At 76.2% G+C, this 15,098-nt stretch carries 16 protein-coding genes; 14 read left to right on the top strand and 2 right to left on the bottom strand.

Annotated features, from left to right (window positions below; translation table 11 throughout):
- The first annotated feature begins 72 nt into the window (after positions 1 to 72).
- The 12 genes from ACI79L_RS06740 (at position 73) to ACI79L_RS06795 (ending at position 12,392) form a co-directional block, all read left to right on the top strand.
- On the top strand, positions 73 to 663 hold the full coding sequence (locus ACI79L_RS06740) for a sugar O-acetyltransferase (protein WP_456936026.1): 591 nt from the start codon (positions 73 to 75) through the stop codon (positions 661 to 663).
- On the top strand, positions 660 to 1,214 hold the full coding sequence (locus tag ACI79L_RS06745; protein WP_456936027.1) for a TetR/AcrR family transcriptional regulator: 555 nt from the start codon (positions 660 to 662) through the stop codon (positions 1,212 to 1,214). Before ACI79L_RS06740 ends, ACI79L_RS06745 begins: the two co-directional genes overlap by 4 nt.
- A 27-nt stretch (positions 1,215 to 1,241) precedes the next feature.
- The gene (locus ACI79L_RS06750; RefSeq protein ID WP_456936028.1) at positions 1,242 to 2,441 is read left to right on the top strand and encodes an MFS transporter; all 1,200 of its coding nucleotides are present in this window, start codon (positions 1,242 to 1,244) and stop codon (positions 2,439 to 2,441) included.
- A 193-nt stretch (positions 2,442 to 2,634) separates the two neighbouring features.
- A complete protein-coding gene (locus ACI79L_RS06755) occupies positions 2,635 to 3,027 on the top strand; it encodes a hypothetical protein (protein ID WP_456928844.1) in 393 nt (130 codons plus the stop codon).
- A 129-nt stretch (positions 3,028 to 3,156) separates the two neighbouring features.
- Positions 3,157 to 4,158, top strand: a complete 1,002-nt coding sequence (gene iolC / locus ACI79L_RS06760; RefSeq protein ID WP_456936029.1) for a 5-dehydro-2-deoxygluconokinase — start codon at positions 3,157 to 3,159, stop codon at positions 4,156 to 4,158.
- The gene (locus ACI79L_RS06765; RefSeq protein ID WP_456936030.1) at positions 4,151 to 5,086 is read left to right on the top strand and encodes a class I fructose-bisphosphate aldolase; all 936 of its coding nucleotides are present in this window, start codon (positions 4,151 to 4,153) and stop codon (positions 5,084 to 5,086) included. Before iolC ends, ACI79L_RS06765 begins: the two co-directional genes overlap by 8 nt.
- Positions 5,083 to 6,015: a 5-deoxy-glucuronate isomerase gene (gene iolB, locus ACI79L_RS06770; RefSeq protein WP_456936031.1), complete on the top strand. Its 933-nt coding sequence runs from the start codon at positions 5,083 to 5,085 to the stop codon at positions 6,013 to 6,015. The genes ACI79L_RS06765 and iolB overlap by 4 nt, the downstream gene beginning before the upstream one ends.
- Positions 6,012 to 7,943 carry a 3D-(3,5/4)-trihydroxycyclohexane-1,2-dione acylhydrolase (decyclizing) gene (iolD, locus tag ACI79L_RS06775; protein WP_456936032.1) on the top strand — a complete coding sequence of 644 codons (1,932 nt, stop codon included), beginning with the start codon at positions 6,012 to 6,014 and terminating at the stop codon, positions 7,941 to 7,943. Before iolB ends, iolD begins: the two co-directional genes overlap by 4 nt.
- Positions 7,944 to 7,966: 23 nt before the next feature.
- A complete protein-coding gene (locus ACI79L_RS06780) occupies positions 7,967 to 8,929 on the top strand; it encodes a sugar phosphate isomerase/epimerase family protein (RefSeq protein WP_456936033.1) in 963 nt (320 codons plus the stop codon).
- Positions 8,926 to 9,999 carry a Gfo/Idh/MocA family protein gene (locus ACI79L_RS06785; protein WP_456936034.1) on the top strand — a complete coding sequence of 358 codons (1,074 nt, stop codon included), beginning with the start codon at positions 8,926 to 8,928 and terminating at the stop codon, positions 9,997 to 9,999. Before ACI79L_RS06780 ends, ACI79L_RS06785 begins: the two co-directional genes overlap by 4 nt.
- Positions 9,996 to 10,871: a sugar phosphate isomerase/epimerase family protein gene (locus tag ACI79L_RS06790; RefSeq protein WP_456936035.1), complete on the top strand. Its 876-nt coding sequence runs from the start codon at positions 9,996 to 9,998 to the stop codon at positions 10,869 to 10,871. Before ACI79L_RS06785 ends, ACI79L_RS06790 begins: the two co-directional genes overlap by 4 nt.
- A 27-nt stretch (positions 10,872 to 10,898) precedes the next feature.
- Positions 10,899 to 12,392 (top strand): CoA-acylating methylmalonate-semialdehyde dehydrogenase, encoded by a 1,494-nt coding sequence (locus tag ACI79L_RS06795; RefSeq protein WP_456936036.1) that lies wholly within the window; start codon positions 10,899 to 10,901, stop codon positions 12,390 to 12,392.
- 20 nt (positions 12,393 to 12,412) lie between these two features.
- Here the strand turns inward: ACI79L_RS06795 and ACI79L_RS06800 are convergent, their stop codons facing one another.
- On the bottom strand, positions 12,413 to 13,228 hold the full coding sequence (locus ACI79L_RS06800; RefSeq protein WP_456936037.1) for a DUF899 family protein: 816 nt from the start codon (positions 13,226 to 13,228) through the stop codon (positions 12,413 to 12,415).
- Between the two features lie 84 nt (positions 13,229 to 13,312).
- Complete coding sequence (locus ACI79L_RS06805; RefSeq protein ID WP_456936038.1) at positions 13,313 to 14,068, bottom strand: MBL fold metallo-hydrolase; 756 nt, start codon at positions 14,066 to 14,068, stop codon at positions 13,313 to 13,315.
- A gap of 97 nt (positions 14,069 to 14,165) precedes the next feature.
- On the opposite strand from ACI79L_RS06805, the gene ACI79L_RS06810 reads away from it, so the two are divergent.
- Positions 14,166 to 14,426 carry a hypothetical protein gene (locus ACI79L_RS06810; RefSeq protein ID WP_456936039.1) on the top strand — a complete coding sequence of 87 codons (261 nt, stop codon included), beginning with the start codon at positions 14,166 to 14,168 and terminating at the stop codon, positions 14,424 to 14,426.
- 73 nt (positions 14,427 to 14,499) lie between these two features.
- On the top strand, positions 14,500 to 15,093 hold the full coding sequence (locus ACI79L_RS06815) for a hypothetical protein (protein WP_456936040.1): 594 nt from the start codon (positions 14,500 to 14,502) through the stop codon (positions 15,091 to 15,093).
- Positions 15,094 to 15,098: the final 5 nt, after the last annotated feature.

Genomic DNA, 15,098 nt, shown 5'->3' on the forward strand with positions numbered 1-15,098 from the left:
GGGCCGGAGTCATCGGCGCGCCGCCCCAGTCGATGCGTACAGATGTCCGCATGGATGTGTACGCTCGTCCGCATGACCTCGTCGCCCGCCCCGGACGACACCCGCACCATGCGCGAGCGGATGCTCGCCGGCGACCCCTACATCGCGGACGACCCGGAGCTCGCCGAGGCCAACGCCGCGGCGCTCGACCTGATGGCGGCCTACAACGCCACCTCGGCCCGCCAGCGCCCGCTGCGCCGGGAGCTGCTCGGGCGGCTGCTCGGCGCGGTCGGCGAGGGCACCGAGATCCGCCCGCCGCTGTACGTCGACTACGGCAGCAACCTCCGCGTCGGGGCCCGCTGCTTCGCCAACTTCGGGCTGGTCGCCCTCGACGTCGCGGCGATCACCATCGGCGACGACGTGCAGATCGGCCCGAACGTCCAGCTGCTCACCCCCACCCACCCGGTCGAGCCCGGGCCGCGGCGGGACAAGTGGGAGGCCGCGGAGCCGATCGCCCTCGGCGACAACGTGTGGCTCGGCGGCGGGGTGGTCGTGCTCCCGGGCGTCACGATCGGCGCGGACACCGTCGTCGGCGCCGGATCGGTGGTGACGCGCGACCTGCCGGCCGGCGTGGTCGCCGTCGGCAACCCGGCCCGGGTGGTCCGCGAGCTGGACCGGGGGTGACCGCCCCCGCCCGGCGGCCGCGGCGGCACGACCCCGGCCGCCGCGACCGGCTGGTGGCCACGGCGCTGGACGTCATCGCCGACGTCGGCGTCGCCGGCGCCACGCACCGGGCCATCGCCCGTGCCGCCGACGTGCCGCTGGGGTCGATGACCTACCACTTCGCGAGCCTGGACGAGCTGCACGCCGCGGCGTTCACCCGGCACGTCGAGGAGGTGGCCGCCCGGTTCGACGCGCGGATGCGCGCCGCGCCCGACCGGGCCGCGGCCCTGGACGCGCTGGTCGAGCACCTCACCGGCGACCTCCTGGGGTCCGGCCGGGACCTGGTGCTCGCCGTCGAGCTCTACGTCGCCGCCGCCCGCCGGCCGGCGCTGCGGGCGGTCACCCAGGACTGGATGCAGCGCAGCCGGGCGAGCCTGGAGCGCCACTTCGACCCGGTCACCGCCCGCGAGCTCGACGCCCTGGTCGAGGGGCTGGTGCTGCACAGCGCCCTGTCCACCGACCCGATGGACCGGGCACAGATCCGGGCCGCCATCCTCCGCTTCGCCGCCTGACCCCCCGCCCCTCCAGACAGGACGCCCGTGTCGGACACCCTCCCGGTCACCGCCCCGCCCCGGCTGCGCGCCGCCCGCGCCGCCGTCGCCGCCTGCTTCTTCGTCAACGCGGTGCTCTACGCCGACCTGGTGCCGCGGCTGCCCGAGGTCAAGGACCGGCTGGGCGTCTCCAACGCCGAGCTCGGCGCGGCGCTGGCCGCCCTGCCGCTCGGCGCGCTGGTGTCCGCGCTGGCGTCGGCCGCGCTCATGCGCCGGTTCGGCTCGGCGCGGGTGGCCTCCTGGGGCCTGGTGGCGCTGGCCGCCGCCGTCTGGGGCGCCGCCGTCGCGCCGTCGTGGTGGCTGTTCGCCGGGGCGCTGTTCGTCGCCGGCGCGCTGGACGCCGTCGTCGACGTCGCGCAGAACGCGCACGGGCTGCGGGTGCAGCGGGCCTACGACCGGTCGATCCTCAACGCCTTCCACGGCCTCTGGAGCATCGGCGCGGTGGCGGGCGGGCTGCTGGGCTCCGCCGCGGCGGGCCTGCGCGTCCCGCTCGGGTGGCACCTGGGCGTGGTCGCGGCCGTCTTCGCCGTCGTCGCGCTGGTGGCGCACCGGTCGATGCTGCCGGGCCCGGACCGGGAGGAGGTGCCCGACGACGCCGTGCCCGCCGGCGGGCGGGGGACGGTGCGGGCGGTCGCGCTGCCGCTGGCCGCGCTCGGCGTGCTCGCCGCGTGCGGGGCGTTCGTCGAGGACGCGGGCTCCTCGTGGAGCGCGCTGTGGCTGCGCACCGAGGTCGGGACGGGCGCGGCGGCCGCGGGGCTGGGGTTCGTCGCGCTGTCGCTGGCGATGACCGTCGGCCGGCTGACCGGCGACCGCGTCGTCGACCGGTTCGGGCAGCGCCGGGTGGCCCGCGTCGGCGGCGCGATGGTGGCCGCGGGCACGGGCCTGGCGCTGGCGGTGCCGTCGCTGGCGACGACGCTGGTGGGGTTCGCGCTGGCCGGGCTGGGCGTCGCCACCCTGGTGCCGGCCGTCTACGCCGCGGCCGACGACCTGCCCGGGCTGCGGCACGGCGTGGGGCTGACGCTGGTGAACTGGCTGCTGCGGATCGGCTTCCTGGTGTCCCCGCCGCTGGTGGGTGCGCTCGCCGACGCCACCAGCCTGCGGGTCGGGCTGCTGACCGTCGTCGTCGCCGGGGTGGCCACGGTGGTGTGCGGCCGGGTGCTGAAGGCGTCGGTGACCCGCGCGACCTGAGGGCCCGGCATCCGGTGGTGCACGACCGGCCTGTCCGGAGCCGGGCCAGGGAGCGGTGCTCGGAACCTGGCCCGGTGCCCGGCGGAGGAGTCCCCCTCTACTCGGCCGCGGCAGAGCGTGTGCCCACCCAGGGTGCACGCCCCGTGCACGGTCCGCATCCCGGAGTGTCGGTGGCGGGGGTCAGGATCGGCCGGTGACCGCCTTCTTCCTCCCCCGCGCCACCGACGACGACCAGGCCGAGCGGCTCTACGAGGCCCTCGCCGAGTTCGCCGGCTGCGCGCCCGCGCCGCCGGGGGCGCGGGTGCGCTCGGTCGCCTTCGACCAGGACGGCGCCCGGTGGGTCGCCGAGGTGGGCCGCGAGCTGCGCGGGCGGCGGACGACGCGGCTGCTGCGCCGCGGCGAGTGGCTCGAGCACACCGAGGAGCTCACCGACCCCGCCCGCGTGCTCGCCGTCTACCCGGGCGCCTCCCCCGCGGCGCCCCACCACGTGGTCACCGACGCGCAGCCGATCACCGGCACCGCCTCGGGGTGGGCCAACCCGTTCGAGGTCACGCCCGGCGAGGTGGTCCTGTTCGACCCCCGCTGAGCCGGGGCGGCGCCGCTCCGCCGCGTTCACGACAAGATGTCGCTATGTCCTGACAAAGCCTTGACGCCGTGAGGTGTCCCGGCGCACAGTCGGGTCCCACGGGGCACGACGCACAGGACGGAGCGGACCGTGGACGACACCCCCGACGCGCAGGCGCTGGACGTCGTGGTCATGGGGCGCAGCGGCGTCGACGTCTACCCCCTGCAGGTCGGGGTGGGCCTCGAGGACGTCGAGAGCTTCGGCAAGTACCTGGGCGGCAGCGCGGCCAACGTCGCCGTCGCCGCGGCCCGGCTCGGGCACTCCCCGGCGCTGGTCACCGGCGTCGGCGACGACCCCTTCGGGCGCTTCGTGCGCCGGGCGCTGCGCGAGCTGGGGGTGGACGACCGGTTCGTCGTCGTCGACCCCGACCACCCGACGCCGGTCACCTTCTGCGAGGTCTTCCCGCCCGACGACTTCCCGCTGTACTTCTACCGCCGCCCCACCGCGCCGGACCTGCAGCTGCGTCCCGGGGACCTGGACCTCGACGCGGTCCGCGGCGCGCAGCTGTTCTGGGCGACGGTCACCGGGCTGTCGGAGGAGCCGAGCCGCTCGGCGCACCACGCCGCCTGGCAGGCCCGGGGCCGCCGCCGGCACACCGTGCTCGACCTCGACTACCGGCCGGTGTTCTGGTCCTCCCGGGAGGAGGCCGCCGGGCAGGTCCGCGCCGCCCTCCCCCACGTCACGGTCGCCGTCGGGAACCGGGAGGAGTGCGAGGTCGCGACCGGTGAGACCGACCCCGACCGGGCCGCCGACGCGCTCCTGGCCGCCGGGGTCGAGCTGGCCGTGGTCAAGCAGGGACCGGCGGGCGTCCTCGGCAGGACGCGCACCGAGCGCGTCGTGGTCCCGCCCACCCCGGTCGACGTCGTCAACGGCCTCGGCGCCGGCGACGCCTTCGGCGGGTCCCTCGTCCACGGGCTCCTCACCGGCCTGCCGCTGGAGCAGCTGCTGCGCGAGGCCAACGCCGCCGGCGCGATCGTCGCCTCGCGGCTGGAGTGCTCGACCGCGATGCCCACCGCCGCCGAGGTGGCCGCGCACCTCGCCGCCCACCGCTCGCCCGTCCCCACCCCCCGGCTGGAGGGCACCCGTGTCTGACACCGCCCTGGTCCCCGACGTCGGGACGCCCCGGCCGCTGTGCACGACCTACGCCGAGGTCACCGAGCTGCGCAGCCGCACCCCGCAGGCGATCGGCCGCGCCCTGGCCACCCGCCGCCGGCGGCCCGCCTTCCTCCCCGACGACGGCCGGCTGATGCTCGTTGCCGCCGACCACCCCGCCCGCGGGGCGCTGTCGGCGCAGGGCCGGCCCACCGCGATGCACAGCCGCACCGAGATGCTCGACCGGCTGCGCGCCGCGCTCGCCCGCCCCGGCGTCGACGGGCTGCTGGCCACCGCCGACGTCGCCGAGGACCTGCTGCTGCTCGGCGCGCTGGAGGACAAGGTCGTCGTCGCGTCGATGAACCGGGGCGGCCTGGCCGGCTCGGTGTTCGAGATGGACGACCGGATGACCGGCTACGACGTGCAGGGCGTCGCCGACGCCCGGTTCGACGCGGCCAAGATGCTCAACCGCTTCGACCTCGACGACCCGGCCACGGTCGTGTCGATGGAGGCGGCCGGCCGCGCGGTGACCGCACTGGCCCGCGCCGGGCTGGTGGCGGTGCTCGAGCCGTTCCTGTCGCGGCGGGTCGACGGGCGGGTGGTCAACGACCTGTCCACCGACGCGGTCGTCAAGAGCGTGCACGTCGCCCAGGGACTGGGCGCCACCTCCGCCTACACCTGGCTCAAGCTGCCGGTGGTCGCGGAGATGGAGCGGGTCGCGGACGCGACGACGCTGCCGACCCTGCTGCTCGGCGGCGACCCCTCCCGCCGGCCCGAGGAGACCTACGCCCAGTGGCGCGACGCGCTCGCGCTGCCCCCGGTGCGCGGGCTGGTCGTCGGCCGGACGCTGCTCTACCCACCCGACGACGACGTCGAGGCCGCGGTGGACACCGCCGTCGCGCTCGTCCACGGAGGGAGCCGGCCGTGACCGCCACCACCCCCAGGACCACCGCACCCGACACCCGCTCCCTGCACCTGCCCGCCGGGACGGCCGCCACCGGCCCCTACGCCCTCGAGGTCACCCCCGAGTCGGCCGGCTGGGGCCACTCCGGGCTGCGCGTGCTCGAGCTGCCCGCCGGTGGCCGGCACGTCCTCGACACCGGCCCCGACGAGGTCGTCGTCGTCCCGCTGGAGGGCGGGCTGACCGTCGCCTGCGACGGGGAGGTGCTGACCCTCACCGGCCGCAGCTGCGTCTTCGCCGGGCCGACCGACTTCGCCTACCTGCCCCTCGGGGCCACCGCCGAGCTGTCCAGCCGCAACGGCGGGCGGTTCGCGCTGTGCAGCGCCCGGGCGCGCCGCCGGCTCCCGGTCCGGTACGGCCCGGCCGCCGGCGTGCCGGTCGAGCTGCGCGGCGCCGGACGGTCCAGCCGGCAGGTGCACAACTTCGCCACCGCCGGGGTGTTCGAGGCCGACTCGCTGATCGCCTGCGAGGTGCTCACCCCGGGCGGCAACTGGTCGAGCTGGCCGCCGCACAAGCACGACGAGACCTCCGCCGAGGAGAGCGAGCTCGAGGAGGTCTACTACTTCGAGGTCGCCTCCGGCCCGGAGGGGCAGCCGGGCCTGGCCTACCACCGCGTGTACGGCACCGCCGAGCGGCCGATCGACGTGCTCGCCGAGGTCCGCGACCGCGACGTCGTCCTGGTGCCGCACGGCTGGCACGGCCCCTCGATCGCCGCCCCCGGGCACGACCTCTACTACCTCAACGTCATGGCCGGCCCCGGCCCCGAGCGGGCGTGGCGGATCGTCGACGACCCCGCGCACGCCTGGGTCCGCGGCACGTGGGCCGGCGAGGACGTCGACCCCCGGCTGCCGCTGCCCACCCCCCGCCCCGACCCGGAGGGAGCGTCCCCGTCGTGAGCCAGACCCCGCCGCAGCCCCGCCCCGGGACCGCCCGGATGACCGTCGCCCAGGCGGTCGTGCGGTTCCTCGCCCAGCAGTCCACCGAACGCGACGGGCAACGGCAGCGGCTGTTCGCCGGCTGCCTGGGCATCTTCGGCCACGGCAACGTCGCCGGCCTCGGCCAGGCCCTGCTGCAGGCCGAGGTCGACACCCCGGGGGCGCTGCCCTACGTGCTCGGCCGCAACGAGCAGGCGATGGTGCACACCGCGGTCGCCTACGCCCGCGCGAAGGACCGGCTGCAGACCTGGGCGGTCTCCCCCAGCGTGGGCCCCGGCTCGACCAACATGCTCACCGGCGCCGCCCTGGCGACGATCAACCGGCTCCCGGTGCTGCTGCTGCCGGCCGACACGTTCGCCACCCGCGCGGCCGGCCCGCTGCTGCAGGAGCTCGAGCGCCCCGACAGCGGCGACGTCACGGTCAACGACGCCTTCCGCCCGGTGTCGCGGTACTTCGACCGCGTCTGGCGGCCCGAGCAGCTGCCCGGCGCGCTGCTCGGCGCGATGCGGGTGCTCACCGACCCGGCCGAGACCGGCGCGGTCACCCTCTGCTTCCCGCAGGACGTGCAGGCCGAGGCCTTCGACTGGCCGGTGGAGCTGTTCGCCCCGCGCACCTGGCACGTGGGCCGGCCGGTGCCCGAGCGCGCCGCGCTGCAGCGCGCCGTCGAGGTCGTCCGCTCCGCCCGGCGGCCGCTGGTCGTCGCCGGCGGAGGCGTCATCTACTCCTCCGCCACGGGGGCGCTGGACGCCTTCGCCACCGCCACCGGCATCCCGGTCGCGCAGACCCAGGCCGGCAAGGGCGCGCTGCCCTTCGACCACCCGCAGTCGGTCGGCGCCATCGGGTCCACCGGCACCACCGCCGCCAACGCGCTGGCCCGCGAGGCCGACGTCGTCATCGGCATCGGCACCCGGTACCAGGACTTCACCACCGCCTCCCGCACCGCGTTCGCCGACCCCGGCGTGCGCTTCGTCAACGTCAACGTCGCGGGGATGGACGCCGCCAAGCACGCCGGCGTCACCGTGCAGGCCGACGCCCGCGAGGCGATCACCGCCCTCGGCGAGGCGCTGGCCGGCTGGTCGGTCGACGACGCCTACCGGGCCCGCACCGCCGAACTCGCCGCCGCGTGGGAGGCGACCGTCGAGGCGGCGTACCACCCGGCGGTCCCCAGCGCGGGCGAGGGCGGCCGGCTCACCCAGAACGAGGTCATCGGGATCGTCAACGAGGTGTCCGCGCCGCGCGACGTGGTGGTGTGCGCCGCCGGCTCCATGCCCGGGGACCTGCACAAGATGTGGCGGGTCCGGGACCCCAAGGGCTACCACGTCGAGTACGGCTACTCGTGCATGGGCTACGAGATCCCCGGCGGCATCGGCATCCGGATGGCCGGCCCCGACCGCGACGTCTTCGTGATGGTCGGCGACGGCTCCTACCTGATGATGCCGACCGAGCTGGTCACCGCCGTGCAGGAGGGCGTCAAGATCGTCGTCGTCCTGGTGCAGAACCACGGCTTCGCCTCGATCGGCGCCCTGTCCGAGTCCCTCGGGTCCCAGCGGTTCGGCACCCGGTACCGCTACCGGTCGGACTCCGGCCGGCTCGACGGCGGGGTGCTGCCGGTCGACCTGGCCGCCAACGCCGCCAGCCTCGGCGTCGACGTCCTCTCCGCCCAGGACGGCCCGAGCCTCGAGGCCGCCCTGCGCAAGGCCAAGGCGAGCGACCGGACGACGGTCGTGCACGTCGAGACCGACCCGCTGGTCGACGCCCCCTCCAGCGAGTCGTGGTGGGACGTGCCGGTCAGCGAGGTGTCCACGCTCGAGAGCACCCGGCGCGCCCGCGCCGTCTACGAGGGCCGGAAGGCGCGCCAGCGGTCCCACCTCGTCCCCACCCAGCCCTGACCCCCGAGACCGGAGGAGACCCGATGACACAGCAGCACGGCGGCGCGCGGATCCGGGTGGGCTCGGCTCCCGACTCCTGGGGCGTGTGGTTCCCCGACGACCCCGAGCAGGTGCCCTGGCGGCAGTTCCTCGACGAGGTCAGCGCCTGCGGCTTCGAGTGGATCGAGCTGGGCCCCTACGGCTACCTGCCCACCGACCCCGCGCGGCTGTCCGACGAGCTCGCCGCCCGCGGCCTGCGGGTGTCGGCCGGCACCGTCTTCGAGCACCTGCACCGGCCCGACTCCTGGGACGCGGTGTGGAGCCAGGTGCGCGACGTCGCCGCGCTGACGGAGGCGCTGGGCGGCACGCACGTCGTCGTCATCCCGGACACCTTCCGGGACCAGAAGACCGGCGCCGACGTCGAGTCGCGGCACCTCACCCCCGAGCAGTGGACGGCGAAGACGACCGGCGTGACCCGGCTCGGGAGGGCGGTGCAGGAGGAGTACGGCCTGTCGATCGCCTTCCACCCGCACGCGGAGACCCACGTGGGCCGGCAGCGGGACATCGAGCGGTTCCTCGCCGACACCGACCCGCGGTACGTGCCGCTGTGCCTGGACACCGGGCACGTCAGCTACTACCGCGGCGACAACCTCGGGCTGATCGAGACGTACCCCGACCGGATCGGCTACCTGCACCTCAAGCAGGTCGACCCGGCCGTCGTCGACGAGGTGCTCGCCAAGGACATCGACTGGCCGCAGGCGGTCCGGATGGGCGCGATGACCGAGCCCCCGAACGGCGTCCCGGCCTACCCGCCGCTGTTCGAGGCGATCGAGCGGCACGGGCTGGACGTCTTCGCGATCGTCGAGCACGACCTGTACCCCTGCCCGCCGGACGTGCCGCTGCCGATCGCGCGGCGCACCCACCGCTACATCGGCAGCTGCGGCTCCCCGTCGCTGCGGATCGGCGCCCCGAAGGCACCCGCCGCCGGATCGGAGGCCCGGGCGTGACCACCGCCGAGACCCGCGCCGGGGCGCTCCCGGAGCTCGCCGACGTCCCCGCCCGCGACCTGCGGGTCGCCGTCCTCGGCGTCGGGATGATGGGCGCGGACCACGTCGCCCGGCTGCACAGCCGCATCTCCGGCGCCACGGTGGCCGCGGTCAGCGACGCGTTCCCGGAGAAGGCGGAGCAGGTGGCCGGCACGGTGCCCGGCTGCCGGGTGGTCGGCGACCCGCTGGCCGCCGTCGCCGACGACGACGTCGACGCCGTCCTCGTCGCCACCCCCGGCCAGTTCCACGAGGAGCAGGTGCTCGCCTGCATCGAGCACGGCAAGCCGGTGCTGTGCGAGAAGCCGCTCACCATGGACGCCGGGAGCTCGCTGGCCGTCGTCCGGGCGGAGGACGCGTACACCGCCCGCACCGGCCGGCGGCTGGTGCAGGTCGGCTTCATGCGCCGGTTCGACCCCGAGTACGCCGAGCTCGCGGCGCTGGTCCGCTCCGGCGCGCTCGGCGAGCCGCTGGTGGTGCACTGCGCGCACCGCAACGCGGCCGTCCCGCCGCACTTCACCAGCGAGATGATGGTCAACGACTCGGTGGTGCACGAGGTCGACGTCGCGCGGTTCCTGCTCACCGAGGAGATCGCCGCGGTCACCGTGCTGCGGCCGCGGGCCACCCGGCACGCCGTCCCGGGCCAGTCCGACCCGCTGCTGGTGCTGCTGGAGACCACCGGCGGCCGGCTGGTCGACGTCGAGTGCTTCGTCAGCACCGGCGTCGGCTACGAGGTGCGCACCGAGGTGGTCGGCGAGGACGGCAGCGCCCTGATCGGCCTCGACCTCGGCCTGGTGCGGCAGCGCGGCGGGCCGGCGGGCGCCACCCGGTCGACCGGGGTGGCGCCGGACTTCCGGCAGCGGTTCGGGCGGGCCTACGACATCGAGGTGCAACGCTGGGCCGACGCCGCCCGCCGCGGCGACGTCGACGGCCCCGGCGCGTGGGACGGCTACGCCGCCCAGGCGGTGTGCGCCGCCGGGGTGGAGGCGCTGCGCACCGGGCGGCGCACCGAGGTCCGGCTGGAGCCGCGGTGAGGATCGCCCTGGACCCGCAGATGCTGCGGACCACCCCGCTGCTGGAGCTGCCCGACGTCGTCGCCTCGATGGGCTACGAGTGGATGGAGCTGTCCCCCCGCGAGGACTTCGTCCCGTTCTTCAAGCACCCCCGCGTCGACCTCGCCACCGTGCGGGCGTTCCGGTCGCGGCTGGCCGACGCCGGCGTCGGCGTCACCTCGGTGCTGCCGGTCATGCGCTGGTCGGGCCCGGGCGAGGTCGAGCGGCAGGCCGCCGTCCGGTACTGGAAGCGGGCGGTCGAGATCACCGTCGAGCTCGGGGTGGACACGGTGAACTCCGAGTTCAACGGCCGGCCCGAGGCGCCGGAGCTCGCCGAGGCGATGTTCTGGCGGTCGATGGAGGAGCTGCTGCCGGTCCTCGAGCGCGAGGGCGTCCGGCTCGCCCTCGAACCGCACCCCGACGACTTCATCGAGCTCGGCCACCCGGCGGTCGACATGGTCCGCGCCATCGACTCGCCGTGCGTGTCGTTCCTCTACTGCACGCCGCACACCTTCCACCAGGGCGACGACGCGGCCGGGATCGTCGCGCACGCCGGCGACCTGCTCACCCACGTGCACGTCGCCGACTCGATGGACCACCGCGCCTCCGACGGGCTGCGCTACATCACCAACCCGCCGGGCACCACCACCCGCGTCCACCAGCACATGGAGATCGGCCGCGGCGACGTCGACTTCGACGCGGCCTTCGCCGCGCTGGCCGGGATCGGCTTCGACGGCGTCCTCACCACCTGCGTCTTCGGGTGGGACGACCAGGCCCGCGAGTCCGGCACCCGGATGCTCGCGGCCATCCGCGAGCTGGTCACCAAGCACTTCCCCGACGGCACCCTCCCCTGAGGGGCCCTCCCCCGAGGAGCAGAGACCATGCCCACGCACATCCCCCACTGGATCGACGGCGCCCGCCGCGACGGGACCAGCGGCCGCACCGGCGAGGTGACCGACTCCGCCACCGGCGAGGTCACCGGCGCGGTCGCCCTGGCCTCGGCCGAGGAGGTCGACGCCGCCGTCGCCGCGGCGGCCGCCGCCTTCCCCGCCTGGCGGGACACCTCGCTGGCCAAGCGCACCGCGGTGCTGTTCCGCTTCCGCGAGCTGCTCAACGCCCGCAAGCCCGAGCTCGCCGCGATCATCACCGCCGAGCACGGCAAGGTCCTCGACGACGCCCTCGGCGAGGTGTCCCGCGGCCAGGAGGTCGTCGAGTACGCCTGCGGCGTGCCCTCGCTGGTCCGCGGCGGGTTCACCGAGAACGCCTCGACCGACGTCGACGTGCACTCCGTCCGCCAGCCGCTCGGCCCGGTCGCGGTGATCAGCCCGTTCAACTTCCCGGCGATGGTCCCGATGTGGTTCTTCCCCATCGCGATCGCCACCGGCAACACCGTCGTCCTCAAGCCCAGCGAGCAGGACCCCTCCGCGGCGATCTGGATGGCCGAGCTGTGGAAGGAGGCCGGCCTGCCCGACGGCGTGTTCAACGTCGCCCAGGGCGACAAGGTCGCCGTCGACCGGCTGCTCGAGCACCCCGACGTCAAGGCGGTGTCCTTCGTCGGGTCGACGCCCATCGCCCGCTACGTGTACGAGACCGGCACCCGGCACGGCAAGCGCGTGCAGGCCCTCGGCGGCGCGAAGAACCACATGGTCGTGCTGCCCGACGCCGACCTCGACCTCGCCGCCGACCAGGCGGTGAACTCCGGCTTCGGCTCCGCCGGCGAGCGGTGCATGGCGATCAGCGCCGTGCTCGCCGTCGGCGGGGTCGGCGACGACCTGGTCGCCCGGATCGCCGAGCGCACCCGCACGCTGCGGACCGGGGACGGCCGCAAGGGCTGCGACATGGGCCCGCTGATCAGCAGGCGGCACCGGGACCGCGTCGAGTCCTACGTCGCGGCCGGCGAGCGGGAGGGCGCGAAGGTCGTCGTCGACGGCCGGCAGGTGCAGCCCGACGGCGCCGAGGAGGGCTTCTGGCTCGGCCCGACGCTGGTCGACCACGTCGAGCCGCACATGAGCGTCTACACCGACGAGATCTTCGGGCCCGTGCTGTCGGTGCTGCGGGTGGACACCTACGAGCAAGCCGTCGAGCTGGTCAACCGCAACGAGTACGGCAACGGGACGGCGATCTTCACCAACGACGGCGGGGCGGCCCGGCGGTTCCAGCACGAGGTGGAGGTCGGGATGATCGGCATCAACGTGCCGATCCCGGTGCCGATGGCGTACTACTCCTTCGGCGGGTGGAAGAACAGCCTGTTCGGCGACTCCCACGCCCACGGTGCCGAGGGCGTGCACTTCTACACCCGGGGCAAGGTCATCACCTCCCGCTGGCTGGACCCGAGCCACGGCGGCCTGAACCTGGGCTTCCCGCAGAACGCCTGAGCGGGCGCCCGCCGTCCGGGTCAGTGGTGGGAGGCGCGCCGGCCGAGGGAGTCCACGGGGGTCGCGCCGGGGCGGGTCCACTGCGGCACCGGGCGGCTGGTCGGGCCCCAGGCGGCGTTCCCGTCGGCGTCCGAGCGCCAGTACCAGCAGGTCGGCGCGCCGTGCCCGCCGACCGGTGAGCCGACCTGCGGGGCCGCGGGCCAGCCCTCGGGGACGTCCTCCCACGCCTCGCGGCGGCCGTAGGGGGTCATGTCGAGCAGGCCGAGCGTCCCGTCGGCCGGCTCGTTGCCCCGGCCGGTCGTGGAGTAGGTGAGGAAGACCCGGTCGCCGTCGCGCAGGTAGCAGGACAGGTGCCCCTCCTCCGTGGCGACCCGCTCCTCCACGCCCCGCACCGAGAACCAGGGCTGGGTGTGGCCCATGAACGCGACGAAGGGCGCCACCTCGTCCCAGGCGCCGGAGGTGAGGACGGCGAACGAGACGCCGCGGGCGGTGAGGTAGACGGTGTCGCGCAGGTGCCAGAGGTTGAAGGTGCAGCCCTCGCACTGCCCCTGGTGCGGCGCGCCGTCGTACCACATGGAGTGGTAGACGAGGAGCTCGTCGCGGCCCTGGAACAGCTCCCGGAACGGGACCGGGCCGTCGGGTCCGACGACCTCGGCCGCGCCGTCGACCTCCACCATCGGCAGCCGGCGGCGGGCCGCGGCGATGGCGTCGCCCTCGCGGGTGTGCGCCTTCTCGCGCACCAGGAGCTCGTCCCGCGCGGCCTGCCAGGTGGCCCGGTCGACGACGGGCGGGCGGCCGGGCGGCGCGGGGGCCGGGCGGTCCGGGGTGGTCGTCATGGCGTCCTCCGGGGGATCTCGTCACCGACGCTTCCCAGGGAGGACCCGCGCCCCGGCCGGGACTCATCGCGACGGGAGCCCCCCCTACCGGCGGGCGCGGGCCACCGCCTCGGTGAGGTCGCCGCGCCACGGGTCGCCGTGGCCGGGGACGAGCAGGTCGGCCGGCAGCGCGGCGAGGGCGCCGAGGGAGTCCCGGGCGCGGTCCGGGGAGGCGGTGAAGAACCCCGGCAGCAGCTGCGGCCCGCGCACCCGCGACGTCGGGTGGCCGGTGACCAGCGCGTCGCCGGTCGCCACCACCCCGTGCCGGGGGAACAGGTAGGCGGTGTGGCCCGAGGTGTGGCCGGGCGTGGGCACGGGGACCGGCCCGCCCGGGAGGTCCAGCGGGCCGCCGCCCGGGCCGCCGCCCGTGCCGGCGTCCGGGCCGCCGCCGGGGAACGGCCGCGCCGCGGCCACGACGGGGTGCGCGGTCGCCCCGGCCCGCACGATGGACAGCGCCCACCGGGCGACCCGCGGCCGCCAGGCCCGGACGGCGACGTCGAGCGGCGTGGCCTGCTCGCGGCGCTCCCCGCGGGCGTTCGGCAGCTCGTCCGGGTGCACGAGCACGGGGGTGCCCGGCGCGAGGGCGGACAGCCCGCCGACGTGGTCGACGTGCGCGTGCGTGACCAGGACGGCGCGCACGTCCTCCAGGCGGGAGCCCAGGGCGCGGACGGCGTCGGCGAGGCTCGCGGCGTCGCCCGGGTACCCGGCGTCGACCACGGTCAGGTCGCGGCCGTCGCGGACCAGTACCCGGTTCACCGCGGTGCCCGGCACGCAGAAGACGTCCTCGGTGACCTCGTGCACCGGCGCTCCCTCCCCCGCCCGGACGGTAGCGCCGCAGGGGTTGTCCGGCCGCCCGGCGGGGGTGTCGACTGGCCGGGCCGTCGGAGGGAGGGAGCCGGTGGGACGCCGACCCCGCAACGGGCTGCAGCAGGAGCTGCTGCGGCTGCTGCGCCCGCCGGACCCGCGGCGGGAGCGGCTGCTGAGCGAGCGGGTGGCGCCCACGCTGGCCGCCGTCGCCGACCGGATGTCCGGGCGGCCGGCCGACGAGGTGGCCGCCGCGCTGGAGGCCGCGGTCCGGGACGCCGGCGGCACGCCGGACCGGGCGGCGCTGCGGGAGCTCGCGGTGGAGGTCGAGGCCGGCGACAACCCGTTCGCCTGAGGGGCCGGACGGTGGGACGCTCGATGGCGGAGGGGTGCTCCCCCGTTCTCCGCCCCGGCCGAGGTGAGGCCCGATGTCCGACGCGGCGATCCGCCGGCTGAGCGCGGCCGGCCTGGGGGCCTGCCTCCTGCTGGCCGGCTGCGCCGGCGACCCGGGCGCCGACCCCGCCCCGGCGGCGGCTCCGGCGACGCGCGCCCCCGACTGGCGGAACACCACCTACACCGTGACGTGCGACGGGGTCGTCCCGGACGGGTTCGCGGCGCCCCTGCGGGACGGCTCGGCGCGGGTGGCCGCCGAGGCGGGTCCCTACGACTGGTTCGACGTCTCCCTCGGGGCCGCGGTCAGCGGGGACGTCGACGGCGACGGCCGGCCGGACGCCGTCGTCCTGCTGCGGTGCTCCCCGCAGCCGTCGAACGGGATCGTCGAGGAGGTGCACGTCCTCGACGCCGACGGCCGCCCGCTCGCCGTGCTGCCGAGCCCGCGCACGCTGCCGCGGGCCGACGTCCTGCCCCCCGTCTACGACCCGGACGGGCTCTCGGTCGAGGACGGCCGGGTGGTCGCGGTCATGCGGGTGTACGAGCCGGGTGACACCCACGCCGGCGGGCCGTCGGGGCGGATGACCGTCCGCTGGCAGTGGGACGGCGGGGAGCTCGAGCGGCTCCCCTAGACCCG

It is taken from the genome of Geodermatophilus sp. SYSU D00684, from assembly GCF_054050455.1.

Coding starts and splice junctions, on each gene's coding strand:
- ACI79L_RS06740 (WP_456936026.1), top strand. CDS start 73: ATGACCTCGTCGCCCGCCCCGGACGACACCCGCACCATGCGCGAGCGG.
- ACI79L_RS06780 (WP_456936033.1), top strand. CDS start 7,967: ATGACACAGCAGCACGGCGGCGCGCGGATCCGGGTGGGCTCGGCTCCC.
- ACI79L_RS06795 (WP_456936036.1), top strand. CDS start 10,899: ATGCCCACGCACATCCCCCACTGGATCGACGGCGCCCGCCGCGACGGG.
- ACI79L_RS06800 (WP_456936037.1), bottom strand. CDS start 13,228: ATGACGACCACCCCGGACCGCCCGGCCCCCGCGCCGCCCGGCCGCCCG.
- ACI79L_RS06815 (WP_456936040.1), top strand. CDS start 14,500: ATGTCCGACGCGGCGATCCGCCGGCTGAGCGCGGCCGGCCTGGGGGCC.